Source organism: Streptomyces sp. NPDC048349, from assembly GCF_040651925.1.
In the GTDB taxonomy this organism is placed as follows: Bacteria; Actinomycetota; Actinomycetes; order Streptomycetales; family Streptomycetaceae; genus Streptomyces.
The window spans coordinates 13260-30126 of record NZ_JBEZLA010000023.1 but is presented as its reverse complement, the minus strand read 5'-3'; the positions used below and the strand labels follow the sequence as shown (position 1 = coordinate 30126).

Annotated in this window: 22 protein-coding genes; 5 read left to right on the top strand and 17 right to left on the bottom strand. The window is 71.9% G+C overall.

Annotated features, from left to right (window positions below):
• Window positions 1-196: 196 nt before the first annotated feature.
• Both AB0D44_RS15165 and AB0D44_RS15160 read left to right on the top strand, forming a co-directional pair.
• The gene (locus tag AB0D44_RS15165; RefSeq protein WP_362589946.1) at window positions 197-1273 is read left to right on the top strand and encodes an NlpC/P60 family protein; all 1077 of its coding nucleotides are present in this window, start codon (window positions 197-199) and stop codon (window positions 1271-1273) included.
• A gap of 405 nt (window positions 1274-1678) precedes the next feature.
• Entirely contained in the window at window positions 1679-2995 is a 1317-nt protein-coding gene (locus tag AB0D44_RS15160) for a fused response regulator/phosphatase (protein WP_362589943.1), read from the top strand.
• A 33-nt stretch (window positions 2996-3028) separates the two neighbouring features.
• Here AB0D44_RS15160 and AB0D44_RS15155 read toward each other — a convergent pair whose 3' ends face one another.
• The 3 genes from AB0D44_RS15155 to AB0D44_RS15145 form a co-directional block, all read right to left on the bottom strand.
• A complete protein-coding gene (locus AB0D44_RS15155) occupies window positions 3029-3367 on the bottom strand; it encodes a DUF2516 family protein (protein WP_362589940.1) in 339 nt (112 codons plus the stop codon).
• A gap of 150 nt (window positions 3368-3517) precedes the next feature.
• Window positions 3518-4102, bottom strand: coding sequence for a hypothetical protein (locus AB0D44_RS15150; RefSeq protein ID WP_362589937.1), 585 nt, complete (start codon window positions 4100-4102; stop codon window positions 3518-3520).
• Window positions 4103-4125: 23 nt separating this feature from the next.
• A complete protein-coding gene (locus AB0D44_RS15145; protein ID WP_362589934.1) occupies window positions 4126-4554 on the bottom strand; it encodes a helix-turn-helix transcriptional regulator in 429 nt (142 codons plus the stop codon).
• A 94-nt stretch (window positions 4555-4648) separates the two neighbouring features.
• Between AB0D44_RS15145 and AB0D44_RS15140 the strand changes: the two genes are divergently transcribed.
• Together AB0D44_RS15140 and AB0D44_RS15135 are read left to right on the top strand one after the other, a co-directional pair.
• Window positions 4649-5044, top strand: a complete 396-nt coding sequence (locus AB0D44_RS15140; RefSeq protein WP_362589931.1) for a helix-turn-helix transcriptional regulator — start codon at window positions 4649-4651, stop codon at window positions 5042-5044.
• 90 nt (window positions 5045-5134) lie between these two features.
• Window positions 5135-5551, top strand: a complete 417-nt coding sequence (locus AB0D44_RS15135; RefSeq protein WP_362589929.1) for a VOC family protein — start codon at window positions 5135-5137, stop codon at window positions 5549-5551.
• A 9-nt stretch (window positions 5552-5560) separates the two neighbouring features.
• Here AB0D44_RS15135 and AB0D44_RS15130 read toward each other — a convergent pair whose 3' ends face one another.
• The 3 genes from AB0D44_RS15130 to AB0D44_RS15120 form a co-directional block, all read right to left on the bottom strand.
• Window positions 5561-6322, bottom strand: coding sequence for a putative protein N(5)-glutamine methyltransferase (locus tag AB0D44_RS15130; RefSeq protein ID WP_362589926.1), 762 nt, complete (start codon window positions 6320-6322; stop codon window positions 5561-5563).
• Window positions 6323-6386: 64 nt separating this feature from the next.
• Window positions 6387-7631 carry a GNAT family N-acetyltransferase gene (locus tag AB0D44_RS15125; protein ID WP_362589923.1) on the bottom strand — a complete coding sequence of 415 codons (1245 nt, stop codon included), beginning with the start codon at window positions 7629-7631 and terminating at the stop codon, window positions 6387-6389.
• A 67-nt stretch (window positions 7632-7698) separates the two neighbouring features.
• Window positions 7699-8283 carry an AmfC protein gene (locus AB0D44_RS15120; RefSeq protein WP_362589920.1) on the bottom strand — a complete coding sequence of 195 codons (585 nt, stop codon included), beginning with the start codon at window positions 8281-8283 and terminating at the stop codon, window positions 7699-7701.
• Between the two features lie 136 nt (window positions 8284-8419).
• Here AB0D44_RS15120 and dtd point away from each other — a divergent pair, with 136 nt between their 5' ends.
• The gene (gene dtd, locus AB0D44_RS15115; protein WP_362589917.1) at window positions 8420-8845 is read left to right on the top strand and encodes a D-aminoacyl-tRNA deacylase; all 426 of its coding nucleotides are present in this window, start codon (window positions 8420-8422) and stop codon (window positions 8843-8845) included.
• Window positions 8846-8875: 30 nt separating this feature from the next.
• On the opposite strand, the gene AB0D44_RS15110 is transcribed toward dtd, so the two are convergent.
• From AB0D44_RS15110 to AB0D44_RS15060, 11 genes are all read right to left on the bottom strand, one after another.
• Window positions 8876-9844: a folate-binding protein gene (locus tag AB0D44_RS15110; RefSeq protein ID WP_362589914.1), complete on the bottom strand. Its 969-nt coding sequence runs from the start codon at window positions 9842-9844 to the stop codon at window positions 8876-8878.
• Window positions 9845-9865: 21 nt separating this feature from the next.
• A complete protein-coding gene (locus tag AB0D44_RS15105) occupies window positions 9866-10339 on the bottom strand; it encodes a Fur family transcriptional regulator (RefSeq protein ID WP_362589911.1) in 474 nt (157 codons plus the stop codon).
• Between the two features lie 80 nt (window positions 10340-10419).
• Window positions 10420-10992, bottom strand: coding sequence for an FABP family protein (locus tag AB0D44_RS15100; protein WP_362589908.1), 573 nt, complete (start codon window positions 10990-10992; stop codon window positions 10420-10422).
• A 291-nt stretch (window positions 10993-11283) separates the two neighbouring features.
• Complete coding sequence (locus AB0D44_RS15095; RefSeq protein ID WP_362589905.1) at window positions 11284-12216, bottom strand: hypothetical protein; 933 nt, start codon at window positions 12214-12216, stop codon at window positions 11284-11286.
• Window positions 12213-13052 carry a hypothetical protein gene (locus tag AB0D44_RS15090; RefSeq protein ID WP_362589903.1) on the bottom strand — a complete coding sequence of 280 codons (840 nt, stop codon included), beginning with the start codon at window positions 13050-13052 and terminating at the stop codon, window positions 12213-12215. Before AB0D44_RS15090 ends, AB0D44_RS15095 begins: the two co-directional genes overlap by 4 nt.
• Window positions 13049-13855 (bottom strand): hypothetical protein, encoded by an 807-nt coding sequence (locus tag AB0D44_RS15085; RefSeq protein WP_362589900.1) that lies wholly within the window; start codon window positions 13853-13855, stop codon window positions 13049-13051. Before AB0D44_RS15085 ends, AB0D44_RS15090 begins: the two co-directional genes overlap by 4 nt.
• A 113-nt stretch (window positions 13856-13968) precedes the next feature.
• On the bottom strand, window positions 13969-14232 hold the full coding sequence (locus AB0D44_RS15080) for a DUF3099 domain-containing protein (protein WP_362589897.1): 264 nt from the start codon (window positions 14230-14232) through the stop codon (window positions 13969-13971).
• Between the two features lie 186 nt (window positions 14233-14418).
• Window positions 14419-14709 carry a DUF1416 domain-containing protein gene (locus AB0D44_RS15075; protein WP_362589894.1) on the bottom strand — a complete coding sequence of 97 codons (291 nt, stop codon included), beginning with the start codon at window positions 14707-14709 and terminating at the stop codon, window positions 14419-14421.
• Window positions 14710-14778: 69 nt separating this feature from the next.
• Window positions 14779-15624, bottom strand: a complete 846-nt coding sequence (locus AB0D44_RS15070; protein WP_362589892.1) for a sulfurtransferase — start codon at window positions 15622-15624, stop codon at window positions 14779-14781.
• 231 nt (window positions 15625-15855) lie between these two features.
• A complete protein-coding gene (locus AB0D44_RS15065) occupies window positions 15856-15939 on the bottom strand; it encodes a putative leader peptide (protein ID WP_350206375.1) in 84 nt (27 codons plus the stop codon).
• 161 nt (window positions 15940-16100) lie between these two features.
• Window positions 16101-16817: a DUF2993 domain-containing protein gene (locus AB0D44_RS15060; RefSeq protein WP_362589890.1), complete on the bottom strand. Its 717-nt coding sequence runs from the start codon at window positions 16815-16817 to the stop codon at window positions 16101-16103.
• Between the last annotated feature and the right edge of the window lie 50 nt (window positions 16818-16867).

Here is a 16867-nt window from a genome sequence, read left to right as displayed (position 1 = left end):
GACAAGATCGGGCCGGTGTCCACAAGGGTGTCGGAATTCACCGGCTCGTGGCACCATCCCGAAAGCAGTGGCAAGTTACTGATGGATAGTCAGATCTGATGCAGGATGATGCGCGGTCTGACTCTGGGTGCCTGGGGGGACCATGGGGGCCGAACGGCGACGGCGGGGCGCGAGTGGGCTCGTACTGCTCTGCGCGATGGCGATACTGACGGCGCCGGGGCTGGCGACGGGTATGGCGTACGCGGCGCCGGCCGTCCCCGTGGCCCCTGCGGCTCCGGGGACTCCGGCGGCGCCCGGGGCTCCCGCGGCCCCGGCGACTCCCGCTCCGGGACCGGGTGCCACCTCGCTCGAGCAGGTCCGCAAGGACATCGAGGAGCTGTACCGGCAGGCGGGCGCCGCCACGGACGCCTACAACCAGGCCGAGGCCGAGGCCAAGGCCCAGTCGGACAAGATCGTCGAGATCGCGAATCAGATCGTCGCCGGCCAGGAGCGGATCGCCACCCTCAAGAGCCGCGCGGGCGCCGCCGCCCGCGCCCAGTACCGCTCGGGCGGGCTGCCGCCGAGCGCGAAGCTGGCGCTGAGCGACGATCCGAACCAGTTCCTCGACGGGGCGAACCGGCTGCGCCAGGGCGAGAAGGCCGCCTCGGACATGCTGACCGAACTGGACCGCACCCAGAACGACTTGAAGCGCTACGCGCAGGACGCCAGCGCGCAGTGGACCTTGCTCGAGGCCAACCGGATCAAGCAGGAGAACGCGAAGAAGCAGACCGAGGAGAAGATCAAGGCCGCGGAGGAGCTGGAGAACAAGCTGGAGGCCGAGGAGAAGGCCCGGCTGATCCAGCTGGAGCAGGAAGCGCAGTACAGGGCGCAGACGGCATGGCTGTCGACGGGCGCGATGAAGGACGTCAAGGGCTCGGCCTCGGAGGCCGGGAAGCGGGCCGTGCAGTACGCCACCGCCCAGATGGGCAAGCCCTACGTCTGGGGCGCCGAGGGCCCGGCCGCGTTCGACTGCTCCGGTCTGACCTCCCAGGCCTGGCTGGCGGCGGGCAGGCCGATCCCGCGCACTTCGCAGGAGCAGCTGCGGCTGCTGCCCAAGGTCGCGCTCAAGGACATGCGGCCGGGGGACCTGATCATCTACTTCGACGATGCGAGCCACGTCGGGATGTACGTCGGCGACGGCGCGATGGTCCACGCCCCGCGTCCGGGGCGCAACGTGACGATGGCGGGCGCCGGCTCCATGCCGATCAAGGCGGTCGTCCGCCCCGACGCGTAGCCGTCACGGGCTGGCAGGGCGGTCGCACGGCCTCTCGCGCCGGTGCGGCGCCCCCCCCTGCCGGGCTGCACTGCCAGGGCTCCGGGCCGGGCCCCGGCCCCCGTCGGGGCCCGCGCCCCCTGCCCCTGCCCCCGCCCGGGCCCCGGCCCCCGCCGACGGGGCCGCCCGGGGCCGGGCTGATCCGACGCGGCCCGGCAGGCAACCGAAGCACCCCGCAGGACGTCTCGGCAGGCGGGACGGAACACGGCCCCATCGTGACCTTTCTCATCCAGTGAGGCCGATTTTCCCCCGCGATAACGGCATATGACGGAGGCGCTGGCCCACGACGGCATTCCGCCCGCCCGGCCGGGCCGCTAGGGTCGGCGCACGAGCGCACCCTCGGGGGGAGGGAAGGAACCGGAGACGATGCCCGTACCCGTACCGCGGCAGAGGGACACCCCGGCCACGGAGAACGGTCAGGCTGTTCTGACCGCCACCGCCCCACCCCTGGCGCAGGCGACGCCGCAGGCGACCACGCACACGACCCCGCTGACCCTGCTGGTCATCGAGGACGACCCCGGCGGCGGCCTCACCGTCCCCGAGATCCTCGACACCGACGGCCACCGCATCCGGCTCCGCACCGCCCGCAACCTCACCGAGGCCGCACGGCTGCTCACGCCCGACGTCCACTGCATCCTGCTCGACCTGGCCCTCCCGGACACGGGCCCCCGCACGGCAGCCACGGCGACCGCGGCCACCCCGGACGCCGACCAGCTGGCCAACCTCCGCCACGTGCTCCGCATCGCCCCCCGCCACGCCGTCCTCGTCCTCACCGCCGAAGCGGACGCCGAACGCGCCGCGGAGGCCGTCCGGGTCGGCGCCCAGGACTTCCTCTTCCGGGACGAGCTGGACGGCCGGCTGCTGAGCCGCGCCATCCGGTACGCGGTGGAGAGAAAGCGGGCGGACATCGCCCAGTACAAGCTTGCAGAATCGAAACTGCGCGCCCAGGAGAACGCCCGTCTGGAGCGTGGGCTGCTCCCCAACCCGCTCCTGGAGGGCTCCGACCTCCGTTTCGCCGCGCGCTACCGCCCCGGCCGCAGCCGCGCCCTGCTCGGCGGCGACTTCTACGACACCGTCCGCACCCCCGACGGCACGGTCCACGCCATGATCGGCGACGTCTGCGGGCACGGCCCCGACGAGGCGGCCCTCGGCGTCGAGCTCCGCATCGCCTGGCGCGCCCTGACCCTGGCCGGGCTGTGCGGCGACGACCTGCTGGCCACGCTCCAGCAGGTCCTGGAGGTGGAACGTCCCTGCGAGGAGATCTTCGCGACGCTGTGCACGGTGGACATCGCCCCGGACGGCCGCCGCGCCGGCCTGTGCCTGGCCGGCCACCCGGCACCGCTGATCTCCCGGCCGGGACGCCCCGCGCGACTGCTCCCGTACGAGAACAGCGGCCCGGCGCTCGGCCTGCTGCCCAAGGCCCGCTGGCCCCGGCGCCAGGTCGAGCTCGGCGGCGCGTGGAGCCTGATGCTCTACACCGACGGGCTGATCGAGGGCCGGATCGGCGAAGGCAAGGAGCGCCTCGGGCAGGACGGCATGGTGGAGATGATCAACCGTCACCTGGACGAGGGGCTGAGCGGCGAGAACCTGCTGGAGGCCTCCGTCACCGAGGCCCGCCGTCTCAACGGCGGCGAGCTCACGGACGACGTGGCCGTGGTCCTGCTCTCCCGCGGCGCGGCCTGACGGCGGGCGGCGGGACGGGCGGCGCGGTCGGGGCTACCGGCCGCCGTTGTACGGCCCGTACGGCCCGTCGCTGCTGCTGCCGCCGCTGCGCCGCCCGCCGCCCGAGACCTGCTTGAGCGCGGGGCGCACGTCGACGAAGAACACGATGGTGGCGACCAGACCGGCGATCTCCAGGAACAGCATCCCCAGGAAGAAGTCCACGAGGACGGTGATGCCCAGGATGACCAGCCAGAACGTCTTGGTCTGCTTGTCCGCCGCCCGGTACGCGTCCTCGCGCGCGAGCAGCGCGAAGACGAACGCCACGACGGCGAGCACCAGCATGGCGAGCCCCAGCATCGGGATCACGCCTTGATCGAACCCGTCCATCAACATCGCTCCGACCGCCTTCTCACGCTCTTGCGCCCTTGCCCGGCACTGCTGACGGGATGCCGCCCGCTTCCACGCTACCGGCACGGCCCGCCCTCATGAACGACAACGGGCCGGACACCCCCAAGGTGCCCGACCCGCCGCCGCTCATGCGCTTCAGCCCTCGTCGCCCACCGTGGCGCCGGCCTTCTTGGCCGGGCTCTTGCGCGCGGCGGGCTTCTTCGCCGCGGGCTTGTCCTCGGCGGCGGACGCATCGCCGGCGGAGGCCTCCGCTGCGGGCGGCGCGGCCTCCGGCTCCGGCTCGACGGCCACGGCGATCTCGACGATCTCCTCGGACACCTCGCCGCGCCAGGCCCGGACGGCCTGCTCACCGTGCTCGGCGACCTTGTCGTACGTCTCCTTGGCGCGGACCGCGTACTCCGCGGCCACGCCGACGCCGCGCAGCGCCAGGTCCTGCGCGGTCTCCCCGAGCTTCTTCGGGTCGATCGCGCCGAACACCTCGGCGACCTTGGCGGTAACCGCCTCCTGCGCCTCCTTGGCCGCCGCGGCGGCCTTCTCCTGCACGACCTTCGGGTCGGTGTTCTTCACGGCCTCGATGCGCGCCGGGGCCTCGGCGCGCAGCTGCTCGATGAGCCCCGGCACCTTCTTGGCCTGCTGCACGGCCAGGTCGGCCGTACCGGCGGCGAAGTAGAGGGGGGTGGGGTCGGTGAGGGTCTTCTTCAGGTCATCGGCGATGGCCATGTGCTGGTCCTCCCGGATCAAGTTCAGTTCGTCTTCGGCGGCATCTCGCCGGCGGGCGCGTCGGGTGCACCGGGTACGTCCGGTGCGCCGGGCACGTCGGGCGCGTCGAGCGCGTTCTCCTTGCGGAACGACTCGTAGATCTGGAGCAGCACCTGCTTCTGCCGCTCGTTGATGGACGGGTCGGCGAGGATGACGGCCCGCGTCTCCACCTCGTCCCGGTCCCGCTCATCCAGGATTCCGGCCTGCACGTACAGCGTCTCCGCGGAGATCCGCAGCGCCTTGGCCAGCTGCTGGAGGATGTCCGCGCTCGGCTTGCGCAGCCCGCGCTCGATCTGGCTCAGGTACGGATTCGACACCCCCGCCGCCTCGGCCAGCTGCCGCAGCGAAAGCTGGGCCTGCCGACGCTGCTCACGGAGGTACTCGCCGAGGTTTCCGACGTTGAGCGATGCCATGCCCCGATCCTGCCCGACTCTGCTAACTATTGCAAGCAGCTGCTTGCTGCATCTCCCACGCCTGGCTGTCGGAGGGCCGTGCCATGCTGGTGCCGTGACCCTGGAGGACCTGAAGCGGCTGCGCCGCGCCCGGGACGTGATGGACCGCGACTACGCGCTGCCGCTCGACGTTCCGGCGCTGGCCAAGGTCGCCCTCATGTCGTCCGGGCACTTCTCCCGCTGCTTCCGCGCCGCCTTCGGCGAGACCCCGTACTCCTACCTGATGACCCGGCGCATCGAGCGGGCGAAGGCCCTGCTGCGGCGCGGCGACCTGAGCGTGACCGACGTCTGCTTCGCCGTCGGGTGCACCTCGCTCGGCTCGTTCAGCTCGCGCTTCACCGAGCTGGTCGGCGAGACCCCGAGCGCCTACCGGGCCCGCCGCCACGAGGCGGGCGCCCCGATCCCCGCCTGCGTCGCCAAGGTCCTCACCCGGCCGGTCAGGAACGGGTAGGCAAGGTCCGAAAGAGCCGGGCGGTCGGGCCGCCGCCACGGATCAGCATCGGAGAAGCGCGACCCGCCGCCGTCTCGTAGCGTCGGGTGCATGGACATCAAGCTCTCGCAGTGCTTCATCGCCGTCGACGACCACGACAAGGCGCTCGCCTTCTACCGCGACGCCCTCGGGCTGGAGGTGCGCAACGACGTCGGCTTCGAGGGGATGCGCTGGGTGACCGTGGGCTCTCCCTCGCAGCCGGACGTGGAGATCGTCCTCGAACCGCCGCTCGCCGACCCCAACGCCCACCCCGCCGACCGGCAGGCCATGGCGGAACTGCTGGCCAAGGGCATGCTGCGCGGCGTGATCTTCTCCACCGACGACTGCGACGCCACCTTCGAACGGGTCCGGGCGGCCGGCGGCGAAGTCCTGCAGGAACCGGTCGACCAGCCCTACGGCGTGCGCGACTGCGCCTTCCGCGACCCCTCCGGCAACATGCTCCGCATCACCCAGCCCCGCAAGCGGTGACCGCACCGCTCAGCGCCCGGCGATCACCACCGTCGCGTACAGCTCCTCCGAGACGGCCACGCGGGTGCGCAGGCCCGCCGACGCCAGCGCCGAGGAGGTCGACGGGCACTGGCGGGCGCTCGTCTCGATCAGCAGGTGCCCGCCCGGGGCCAGCCAGGGCAGGGCGTCCGCCGCCACCCGGCGGTGGACGTCCAGGCCGTCCGCGCCGCCGTCCAGCGAGACCAGGGGCTCGTGGTCCCGCGCCTCCGCGGGCATGAAGCCGATCTCCTGCGTCGGCACGTACGGGGCGTTGACCACCAGCACGTCCACCCGTCCCCGCAGCGACGCCGGGAGCGGGGCGTACATGTCGCCCTCCCACACGCTGCCGCCGTACGGGGCCACATTGCGCCGTGCGTACGCCAACGCCGCCGGGTCGATGTCCGCCGCGTGGAGTTCCACCCCGCCCGGCACCCGCGCCGCGACCGCCGCGCCCAGGGCGCCGACCCCACAGCACAGGTCCAGCACCACGGCGCCCGGCCGGGCCAGCGCCACCGCCTCCGTCACCAGGAACTCGCTGCGCCTGCGCGGCACGAAGGCCCCCGCCCCCACTTCCACGCGCAGTCCGCAGAACTCCGCCCAACCCACCACGTGTTCCAGCGGCTCGCCGCCGACCCGGCGGGCCAGCAGCTCCGCCAGGTGGCCCTCGTCCCGCGCGGCGGCGCGCAGCAGCTCCGCCTCCTCCTCCGCGAAGACGCAGCCCGCCGTGCGCAGTTGTTCCACCAATGTCGTCACAAGCTCAGCCCCACGCTCTCCTGCCCACCGGATGACGCCCGCACGCCCCAAGACGTCCGCAACGCTAGAAGACGTCCGGGCACCACGGCCGGCGCGCCGTACGGAACACCGCGTCGGCGAGCGCCAGTGCGCCCGGCCGCAGTTCGGCCACCCGCCCCAGCGCGCCCAGCCGCACCGCGGACTCGTCGCCGAGGTACAGGGACCCCAGCGCCGACACGTCCAGGCGCAGGTCCGCGGGGTCATCCGTACGCTCGCACGCCCCGGTCCCGGCGTCCAGCCGGTAGCGGCCGTCCGCCAGCCCCGCCGCGTCCGTGACCTCGAGTACGAGCATCCCGGCCACCGCGTACGTCCGCGCGCCCAGCGCCCGTTCGACGTCCAGCAGCCGTACCCACAGGAAGTCGGCTGCGGTCAGGGGCCGGGCGGACCGCGGGTCGGGCAGGAGCTGCGTGACGAGGTCGTCGGGGGCGCGGCCGCCGGTGCGGACCTTCATCACCCAGTCGATGGAGCACAGGAAGTGCCACAGCGCCCGCTCCGCCTCCGGCGTGACCGCGATCAGGTCCTTGACCTGCACGGTGTTCAGCGGCACCTTCGCGTCCGTCCAGTGGTCGTCGGCGGTGTACGCGGCCAGCCCGGCCACCTCGCCCGCCGCCGTCCGGTACACGGCGTGGAACTTCTCCTGGTACGGGCGGTACGACATCTCCTCCAGGCCGGTCGCCAGGTTCCACCAGCGCTCGTCCCGGTCCACCGCCCCGGGCGTGACCGCGCGCAGCCGCTCGTGCAGGTCCGGCCCCACCTCCCGGACCCCGGCGGCGTCCACCAGCTCGATCCGCCCCCCGTCCGCGGGCCCGGACCAGCGCCGGTCCAGTCCGGTGCGCGGTACGTCGATCTCCCATTCCGAGATCGAGGTGGCGGGCCCGTACCCGTACCGCCCGTAGATCGGCCACTCGGCGGAGATCAGGGTGGACAGCACGTCCCCGCGTGCACGGGCGGCGGCGAGTTCGGTGGCCATCAGCCGGGTCAGCAGGCCCTGGCGGCGGTGCGTGGGCAGGACGGTGACGTTAGAGACGGCGCTGGCCGCTACGGCCGCACCGCCCGGGACGGTCAGCCGCTGGGCGAAGGAGCGGAAGGTCGCCACGCAGCGGCCGCTGCCGGCGTCGAAGGCGCCCAGGACGCGGGCGAGGTCGCTGTACTTGGCCCGCAGGGCGACGTCCGCCTCCGTCACACCGGCCGGGGTCAGGAACCCCGTGTTCAGGGTCCGCAGCCACTCGGCGAGTTCGGGTTCGGCGATCGGCCGCACGTCAGCACTCATGACAGGCCACGCTAGTGGCCCGAGCGGCCGCAGTCGCCCGGTTTTCCGGCGGCCCCAGCGGGGGGGCTCAGGCCAGCAGGTCGTCCACCTGCGCCTCGCCCTCCCGGTAGCGGCGGGTGATCTCCGCGCTGCACTCGTCCACGGTGCGCTGGAGCTGCTGCCGGCGCCGCGAGACCTGCTGCTCGTAGCGCACCAGCTTCCCCATCCCCTCGTGGAGCTCGCCGTCCGTGCGCGCGGCCAGGTCCGACAGTTCCACGTCGGCCAGCATCTCGGCCGCCAGCAGTCGGTACTCCTCGCTGTGCGGGGTGCCGAGCGTGACGTGCCGGGCGGAGGCACTGCGGCTGGACGGCGCGTCGGCGAGGATCTCGGAGAGCCGGTCCACCACCGGCGCCTCGGGGTCGCTGCGCCGGGCCAGCTCGGCCCGCAGGATGTCGATGCGGCCCTGGAGCAGGCGGCGCACGTAGCTCAGATCGGCCTCGTCGCGCTGCGCGTCGCGGCGCAGCGTGCGCAGTTCCGGCAGCCCGAGGGCGCTGGTCGGCGCGCCGGCCTCGGCTGCACTGTCGGCGGTGCGCTGCGCGGGCGGTCGTACCGCGGCAGTGACGGCGGACGTGGCAGCGGGTGATGCAGGTACGGAGGTACCAGATGTATTCATACGAACGAGTCCGTCCCCTCGACCGGTGCGGCGCACCCGCACCGCCTGCGTGCATGGTGCCACTCTCCGTGGCCCCCACGCAGTCCCACGCCACCCGATCGGCCCCGGACGGGTGCAAGGCTGGTACACAGGTGGTATGCGAGCTGTGGTGCAGAGGGTGGACGGCGCGAAGGTCGTCGTGGACGGCGAGACCGTGGGCGAGATCGTCGGCGAGGGGCTGTGCGTACTGGTGGGGGTGACCCACGACGACACGCCGGAGAAGGCGGCGGTGCTGGCCCGCAAGCTGTGGTCGGTACGGATCCTGGAGGCGGAGAAGTCCTGCAGCGACGTGGATGCGCCGCTGCTGGTGATCTCCCAGTTCACGCTCTACGGAGACGCCCGCAAGGGCCGTCGCCCCACCTGGAACGCGGCCGCGCCCGGCCCCGTGGCCGAGCCCCTCGTCGACGAGGTCGTGGCGCAGCTGCGAACGCTGGGCGCGACGGTGGAGACGGGCCGCTTCGGGGCGGACATGCGGGTCTCGCTGACCAACCACGGCCCGTTCACCATCGTCATCGACGTCTAGGCCGTCGCTTTCGGATCGTGCGCGCGGCGGTCACGGCGCTACGACGACCTCCTGCGCGGCGGCCGTCGTGCCGACCAGCAGCGGCGCGTCCACCGGCACGTTCCGCTTGACCAGTGCGAGGGCGATCGGGCCGAGCTCGTGGTGGCGCACGGCGGTGGTCACGAACCCCAGCTGCCGGCCCTCCTCCCCGTCGGCGGCGAGCCGGACGGGCGCGCCGTGCGCCGGGAGGACCACCTCGGAGCCGTCCAGGTGCAGGAAGACCAGGCGGCGCGGGGGCTTGCCCAGGTTGTGGACGCGGGCCACCGTCTCCTGGCCGCGGTAGCAGCCCTTCTGGAGGTGCACGGCGGTGCCGATCCAGCCCAGCTCGTGGGGGATGGTGCGGTGGTCGGTCTCCAGGCCGAGCCGCGGCCGGTGCGCCTCCACGCGCAGGGCCTCGTAGGCGAGGAGCCCGGCGGCGGGGCCGTGGGTGGCGGCGAAGGGCTCGAGCTCGCCGCGGGGCAGGAAGACGTCGCGGCCGTGCGCGGTCTCCCGCACGACGTGCTCCTTGGCGACCTCGGCGATGGAGCCGGCCGGCAGGTGCACGACCGCGAACTCCTCGGTGCGGTCGGCGACTTCGACGCGGTAGAAGAACTTCATCGACTCCAGGTAGGCGATCAGCTCCCCCTGGGTGCCGGGCTCCACGTGCGCCCAGGTGGTCTCGCCGTCGTCGACGAGGTAGAGCGCGTGCTCGATGTGGCCGTTCGCCGAGAGGATCAGCGCCTCGGTGGCCTGCCCGGCCGGCAGCTCCGTGACGTGCTGGGTGAGCAGCAGGTGCAGCCAGCTCAGCCGCTCCGGTCCGGTCACGGTGACGACCCCGCGGTGCGAAAGGTCGACGAAGCCTCGGCCGTCCGCGAGGGCGCGCTGTTCGCCGTACAGCTCGCCGTAGTGGGCGGCGACGCCCTCGTCGCGGCCTTCGGCCTGCACGGCGCCGGGGAGATGGAGCAAAGGGCTGCTGGTCATGGGACCAAGCGTACGACTCGGCTAGACCGGCCCGGCACGGTGTTTGGCGGCGCACTTCTTGCACAAGCCGAAGATCGCGAAGTGCTTCATGTCGGTCTCGAAGCCGAAGGTGTCGCGCAGCTTGGCGGTGAACTCGGAGGCGATGTCCACGTCGGCCTCGATGACGTCGCTGCAGTCGCGGCAGACCAGGTGGATGTGGTGGTGCCGGTCGGCGAGGTGATAGGTGGGTGCGCCGTGGCCCAGGTGGGCGTGCGAGACGAGCTTCAGCTCCTCCAGCAGCTCCAGCGTGCGGTAGACGGTGGAGATGTTCACGCCGGAGGCGGTCTTGCGCACTTCGGCGAGGATCTCGTCCGGACTGGCGTGCTCCAGCGCGTCGACCGCTTCCAGCACGAGCTGGCGCTGCGGCGTGAGGCGGTATCCGCGCCGGCGCAGGTCGGTCTTCCAGTCGACGCCCTCGGCGCGCCCCGCGTCGCCCTCGGCCCTCTCGGTGCTCACCACCCGGCCAGTGTAAGCGCGGGAAGGGGACCACCGGGCTTCCCCGGTGGTCCCCTTCCCGTCGGAGGGGCTCCGCTGCGTCAGCGGAAGAAGGCGATGCCGTCGTCCGGCATGTCCGGGAGGTTGCGCGCCATCTCGGCGACCTCCTCGGGGGTGACGACCTTCTTGAGCTGGGCCGACATGTACGGGCGCAGCTCCACCTCCGGAGTGGCCTTCTCGCCGACCCACATCAGGTCGCTCTTCACGTAGCCGTAGAGCCGCTTGCCACCGCTGTACGGGCCGGAGGCGGCGGTGCGTGCGACGGCGTCGGTGGCCAGGTCGATCTGCGGCTTCTGGTCGGCGAGCTCGCCGTACCAGACCTCGACGACACCCTGGTCGCGCACCATGACGATCTCGACCTTGCGGTCCCTGTCGATGCGCCAGTACCCCGACTCGGACTCCAGCGGCCGCACCTTGTTGCCCTCGGCGTCGAGGACCCAGGTGTGGGAGGTGTACGCCAGGAAGTCCCGGCCGTCGTGGCTGAAGACGACCTCCTGGCCGAAGTTGCACTTCTCCTCACCCGGGAAGTCGAAGACTCCCGCGCCCTCCCAGTTGCCGAGGAGGAAGGCGAGGGGGACGAGTCCCGGGTTCAGGTCGGACGGGATCTGGATCATGGGTGGCTGCTCAGGCGATCTGTGGGAGGGGTTCCGGGGCGGTCGGCTGGGCGGACGCTCAGCGCTGACCCTGGTACAGCTTCTTGACGGCCAGGCCGGTGAAGGCGAGGACGCCGACGCAGACCAGGACCAGCAGGGAGGTGAAGACTGCCTCAAGCACGGGGTGCTCCTCGGAGGGTTCGTGTGGGTCCCCCGCGGACGGAGTCCGGGGAGGGTACGGCCGGTCCCCAAGCCTACTGGCCCGGGAACCGGCGCACTCTGTGAGGTGGGCCGAACGCCCGCCCCCCGGGGTCAGCTCAGCAGCTGGCCCTGGAGGATCACCGTCTGGTGGAAGGGAATGACCGGCAGCCCGCCCTTGCGGGACTGGACGATCACTCCCTGGACGTCACCCACCTGGAGGCAGCCGAAGCGGACCTGCTCGTCCCCGAAGGGCTTGGGCTCCTCGTAGAGGCTGATGTCACTGGTGCCGAGGGTGCCCGATCCGGCGGAGCCGCCGCTCCCGACGGTGCCGGACTGCGCCGTCTTGGCCTTGCTCCACGACACGTCGCCCGAGAGCGAGTCGGCGCCGGTCAGCCGGGTGTTGATGCTGCAGCCGAGGAAGGTGTCCACGAAGCTGGAGGAGTGGAAGCGCAGCAGGTAGACGCGGGTCCGCGTGCCGTCGGGCATGGTCCAGGACCGGCCGGTGATCTGGCGCAGCCCCTCCCACTCGAACCCCTCCTTGAGCTTCGGCCGGTCGTCAGGGGCGTACTCCTCAAGGAAGGCGTCGGGTTCCACCTTCCCGTCCTTGTCCGCCTTGACGGTGTCGTCGGGCCGGGACCCCTCGGGGGCGGGGAGCAGCAGGCCGCTCAGGGCGGCGTAGTGCGTGCCGTCCGGGTTGTCGGTTGCGCCCGGCAGCGGGGCTCCGGCAGGCAGCTCGGGCTTGGCCAGCTGCGGGTAGATCCAGCGGCCGTCGGACAGGGTGGACAGCCCGGGGATCTTGGTCCGCTCCGGCTGGACGACCCCGTACGCGGTGCCCGCGCCGACGGCGGCGAAGACGAGGACGGCGGCGGTCCACCGCAGCGCGGCGAAGAGCTTCCGGCGGTCCTTCGACGCGGCCGGCACCGGCTCGAGAGCCGGCTCGGACACCGGCTCGAGAGCCGGCTCGGCCACCAGCTCGGGCACCGGCTCGGCCACGAGGTCCGGTCCCTCGGCGGGTGCGGCGTCGGTGGTGTTCTGCTCGGTCACACGGACTCCCCGGGGGCCTTCAGGTGGTTCAGCTGCTTCGTGAACAGGCCGACGGCCGTCTTCACGTCGAACCGCGGCCGGGGCCCGTACGAACGGAAGGTCACCAGCACGTCGCCCTCGACGGCCACGCAGTCGAGGGATTCGATCGTCTCGGGCTTCTGCGATTCGGGCCGTTCCTCGACGATGTCCAGCAGGACGCACTTGGCCTGCGGGAACCCCTCGACGGCGGGCGCCTCCTTCTTCTTCTCGCCCAGCGCCACGAGGACGTCGAGGAGCTTCTTGTTGAGGTCCGCGAACCTGCCGAGTGCCTGCGGGTCCGCCTGGGTGAGCTCGATCTCGGTGATCGGGCCGGCGTACGAGAGGGTGTAGCTGCGACCGGCCACGCCCTTGAGCTTCAGCTCGGCCACGGCCTTGTCCCGCTCGGCGCGCTCGGCAGCGGACAGCCCCGTACGGGAGTCCTTCACGGCCTGGACCGCGCGCTCGCCCGACACGTAGAAGTCGTTGCCCTCGTCCTCCAGGTCGGGCCCCAGCTCATAGCTCGCGGGGACCGGCAGCAGCTTGCCCGTGAGCTCGTTGGGCGGCACGGTCGGCACCGGGGTCGCCGAGGCGGTCGGCAGGGGGCCGTCTGGTACCCAGTAGCGCGTCGGGGAGGTCCGGTCGGCCCGGTCGATCCTGTCGGCGGCCCAGAAGCCGCCGCCCGCGAGGACGGCCAGGCCGAGCCCGCCCGCGACCAGCGCCAGCGTCCTGCGGTTCACCCTGCGCGGCGGGCGCGCGGAGACCGGTGCGTCCTGCTCCGACGCCGGACCGGTCACGGCGCCGTTCTGCTGCTCGGTCACAGCCGCTCCATCTGTCGCTTGGCCAGGTCGGTGATCTCGGCCTGGGAGACGTCACCCCGGTTGTTCGTGAACTCGACGTCCATGACGATGTCCCCGCGCCGGAGGATGGCCCGGGCCTGGCGCAGCGGGTGGTACCCCGCCTTCGTCTTCGGCTTGTAGAGCCAGGCGCGGCCGTAGCCGTCGGGTACGCCGGGCAGCGCAAAGCCGTCGTTGCCCGCGCGCTTCTCCTCGTCCTGGTACGAGGACTGGCCCTCCTGGTACTTCCGGGCCGAGTGCTGGTCCTGGAACTGGAGCAGCCGGATCTCGATGAAGTCGTGCTCGCCCTGCCGCCAGCCCGCCGTGGCGATCCGCCGCACGTCCTGGGCGATGGCGTCGAAGCCGCGGTCGGGGGACTCGTAGTAGTCCGCCGCGAACGAGTCCAGCGACTCGTAACCGGAGTAGCCGTCCTGCGCGCCGCCCGGGGCCTCCAGCAGCTTTTTGGCGAGGTCCTCCTCCGCCTTGTCCCACCGGTTGGCGTTGACGGAGCGACGGGTGGTCGCGTCGTTCGCCGCGACGGGTGGCTGCACGGCCACGTTCTGCTGCGCCAGTGGCGGCAGCGGGGTCGGGGCCCGGTGGTACTGGACCGCGTAGCCGCTGACCGTGCCGGCGAGGACGCCGAGGACGGCCGCGCCCGCGATCAGGAGGGTGGTGCGGCCCCGGCGGCGACGCGGTGCGGCGGGCTCGGCGACCAGGTCCGGCGTGTCCGATTCCGGGCCGGTCTCAGCCTCTTTCCGCTGCTCAGGGATGGTCTGTTCGTGTTCCAAAGAAGTCCCCCCACAGGACTGGAGGCGCAGGCTGATTACCCGCGCGTACCCATGACCCGCATGTGGGGGGAGCAGTTGTATGAATGCTCATTACATTCTTGTCTCGCCGGGTTTCATTCCTCGGGACGCCGCTTTCCGTCCAGTTCGTCCCACCACTCGTCGGACTTCGGGTCCCCCGAGGGGTCGTCCCACCAGCGGTCGTCCGGGCCGCGCCGGTTCGCGATCACCGCGGCGACCGGCGGGATGACCATGGCGACCACGCACAGCGCCACGGCGGCCTCCACCGACCACAGGCGCACGAAGGACCAGGCGGAGACGAAGAGGAACAGACATCCGCCCATGAGGAGGAAGTAGACGCGTCGGCGCCGGGCGTACATGCCTCCAGCGTAAGAGGGGACGGCCCGGGAGGGTACGGAGCGGCGCGGGACGGCGCGGGCGGCACGGGACGGCCCGGCAGGGGACGTCCCGGGACGGCACGAAGGGCCGCACCCCGGTCCAGTGGCGTCCAACCCCCGGGGGTGCGGCCCTTCGGCCGATCTGTCAGGCGATCACAGGTGCGGTGCTCAGACCGCGATCGCCACGTCCGTCACGCCGCCGGCCTCGGCGACCACGACCTTGCGGTCCGCCGTGCCGCCCGGGACGAGCGCGCGCAGCGTCCAGGAGCCGGTGGCCGCGTAGAAGCGGAACTGGCCGGTCGCCGAGGTCGGGACCTCGGCGGTGAACTCGCCGGTCGAGTCCAGCAGGCGGACGTAGCCGGACACCGGCTCGCCGCCCTGCGTGATCTGACCCTGGATCGCGGTCTCACCGGGCTTGAGCGTCGCGAGGTCGGGCCCGCCGATCTGTGCTCCACACATGTCTCTGTCCTGTCCTAGAGAGAAGTTCTGACTACTACGGGCCTACGAGGCCCTGCATGCCCGGCAGGGTTACTTGTTGGGGCCGAGCTCGATCGGCACGCCGACCAGCGAGCCGTACTCGGTCCAAGAACCGTCGTAGTTCTTGACGTTCTCCTGGCCCAGGAGCTCGTGCAGCACGAACCACGTGAGCGCGGAGCGCTCACCGATGCGGCAGTAGGCGATGGTGTCCTTCGCCAGGTCGACCTGCTCCGCCTGGTAGAGGGCGGTCAGCTCTTCGTCGGACTTGAAGGTGCCGTCGTCGTTGGCGTTCTTCGACCACGGGATGTTGCGGGCGCTCGGCACGTGGCCGGGGCGCTGCGACTGCTCCTGGGGAAGGTGCGCCGGGGCGAGCAGCTTGCCGGAGAACTCGTCGGGCGACCGCACGTCGACCAGGTTCAGGGAGCCGATCGCGGCCACGACGTCGTCGCGGAAGGCGCGGATCGAGGTGTCCTGCGGCTTGGCCTTGTACTGGGTGGCCGGGCGGTTCGGGACGTCCTTGCCGTCGACCAGGTCGCGGGAGTCGAGCTCCCACTTCTTGCGGCCGCCGTCCAGCAGGCGGACGTCCTGGTGGCCGTAGAGCTTGAAGTACCAGTAGGCGTAGGACGCGAACCAGTTGTTGTTGCCGCCGTAGAGGACGACGGTGTCGTCGTTGGAGATGCCCTTGGCGGAGAGGAGCTTCTCGAAGCCCTCCTGGTCCACGAAGTCGCGGCGGACCGGGTCCTGGAGGTCGGACTTCCAGTCGATCCGGACGGCGTTGGTGATGTGGTTCTTGTCGTAGGCGGACGTGTCCTCGTCCACCTCGACGATGACGACGTTGGCGTCGTTCAGGTGGGCCTCGACCCAGTCGGCGTCTACGAGGACGTCGCTGCGGCTCATGGTGTTCTCCTCCGGGGCAGTGTGCGGCGGGGCTGTGCGGGGGTGCTTGCGGTGCTGCGCACTCGTCGGCTGCGGGGGTGCTGGTGCGGCCGGCTGGTGCGTGCGGTGCGTACGTCCGGGTGCGCTCGCGGATCCGGTCCGGCGCGAGGAGGCGTCAGGGGATCGGGAGGCGGGGTGCGGTAACGCGGAAGGGCCGTCGTCCGGCGCTGGTGGAGCGGATGCGCTCACACGTCACATGGATCGACAGAGCATGGCGGCGACGCGACACAGGTCTACTGCCCGCCGCTTCGTGAGGTCCGCCTGCTGATGCTTCATAGCCATGGATCGTAGGGACGAAACGGCCGCCCTGTCACCGGTGTGTCATATTCCGAGACGGGATCGTCCGCATACTGGGACCGCATCACCCCGAACGGCCGCTGCACCGCCCCGCGGAGCCCTTGTGGGGCCCGTCCTTCTGCGGATCGGACCCCACCGTCTCACGATCCGGCCAGCACCACGTCCGTACCGCCCAGCGTCAGGTGCACACCGGCCTCGTCCGAGGTCAGGGCCGAGAGGTGCAGTCCGGCGGGCAGCCCGCCGTCGAGGTCGCGCTCGAAGTCGGTCTTCTTGCGCACCAGCTTCTCGATCCCGGGGATCCCCTCGCCCGGCACCTCGTCGGCGCGCACCCGGACGATCTTGCCGCCCTTGCCGTCCTTCGCGTCCTCGAGGGTGATGGTCGACACCACGCTGCGTTCCAGCTTCTTGCCGAGGACGTCCACCGCCGCGCTCACGCGCACCTTCCCCGGCGCCCCGCCGTAGGACAGGGTCGCGCCGGTCTGCGAGGCCGCGGTCAGGTCCGCGTACGTGATCAGGCCGGTCCCCTCGGCCCGCGCGGCCGTGCCGCCGCTGTAGTCCCCGTTCAGCTTCACGCTGCGGAAGGTGGCGTCGAGCTCGCTCAGCCGCGTCTTGCGCCCGTCCGCGGCCACGTCGACGCCCCGGAGCTTCAGGTCGACGCGGTCCAGGTCGTGGCTGAGCGCCTGGGTCAGGAACGGGAACCCGCTGATCTCCACCTCCGAGGTGCCGGCCAGGCCCTGCCGGGCCTGGATCCGGTCGGCCAGCCGGTTCTCGGCATAGCTCACCGCCCACCGGTCGGCTCCCACGAACAGGGCTCCCAGAACCACCCCGATGATCACGACGGCGCGCAGGAAACGCACGTGCCCTCCCCCTCCTAGTCGGTACGTGCGTTCTAGTGGACCATGCCCCG

Coding starts and splice junctions, on each gene's coding strand:
- AB0D44_RS15165 (WP_362589946.1), top strand. CDS start 197: ATGGCGATACTGACGGCGCCGGGGCTGGCGACGGGTATGGCGTACGCG.
- AB0D44_RS15160 (WP_362589943.1), top strand. CDS start 1,679: ATGCCCGTACCCGTACCGCGGCAGAGGGACACCCCGGCCACGGAGAAC.
- AB0D44_RS15155 (WP_362589940.1), bottom strand. CDS start 3,367: ATGTTGATGGACGGGTTCGATCAAGGCGTGATCCCGATGCTGGGGCTC.
- AB0D44_RS15150 (WP_362589937.1), bottom strand. CDS start 4,102: ATGGCCATCGCCGATGACCTGAAGAAGACCCTCACCGACCCCACCCCC.
- AB0D44_RS15145 (WP_362589934.1), bottom strand. CDS start 4,554: ATGGCATCGCTCAACGTCGGAAACCTCGGCGAGTACCTCCGTGAGCAG.
- AB0D44_RS15135 (WP_362589929.1), top strand. CDS start 5,135: ATGGACATCAAGCTCTCGCAGTGCTTCATCGCCGTCGACGACCACGAC.
- AB0D44_RS15125 (WP_362589923.1), bottom strand. CDS start 7,631: ATGAGTGCTGACGTGCGGCCGATCGCCGAACCCGAACTCGCCGAGTGG.
- AB0D44_RS15120 (WP_362589920.1), bottom strand. CDS start 8,283: ATGAATACATCTGGTACCTCCGTACCTGCATCACCCGCTGCCACGTCC.
- dtd (WP_362589917.1), top strand. CDS start 8,420: ATGCGAGCTGTGGTGCAGAGGGTGGACGGCGCGAAGGTCGTCGTGGAC.
- AB0D44_RS15110 (WP_362589914.1), bottom strand. CDS start 9,844: ATGACCAGCAGCCCTTTGCTCCATCTCCCCGGCGCCGTGCAGGCCGAA.
- AB0D44_RS15100 (WP_362589908.1), bottom strand. CDS start 10,992: ATGATCCAGATCCCGTCCGACCTGAACCCGGGACTCGTCCCCCTCGCC.
- AB0D44_RS15080 (WP_362589897.1), bottom strand. CDS start 14,232: ATGTACGCCCGGCGCCGACGCGTCTACTTCCTCCTCATGGGCGGATGT.
- AB0D44_RS15075 (WP_362589894.1), bottom strand. CDS start 14,709: ATGTGTGGAGCACAGATCGGCGGGCCCGACCTCGCGACGCTCAAGCCC.
- AB0D44_RS15070 (WP_362589892.1), bottom strand. CDS start 15,624: ATGAGCCGCAGCGACGTCCTCGTAGACGCCGACTGGGTCGAGGCCCAC.
- AB0D44_RS15065 (WP_350206375.1), bottom strand. CDS start 15,939: ATGAAGCATCAGCAGGCGGACCTCACGAAGCGGCGGGCAGTAGACCTG.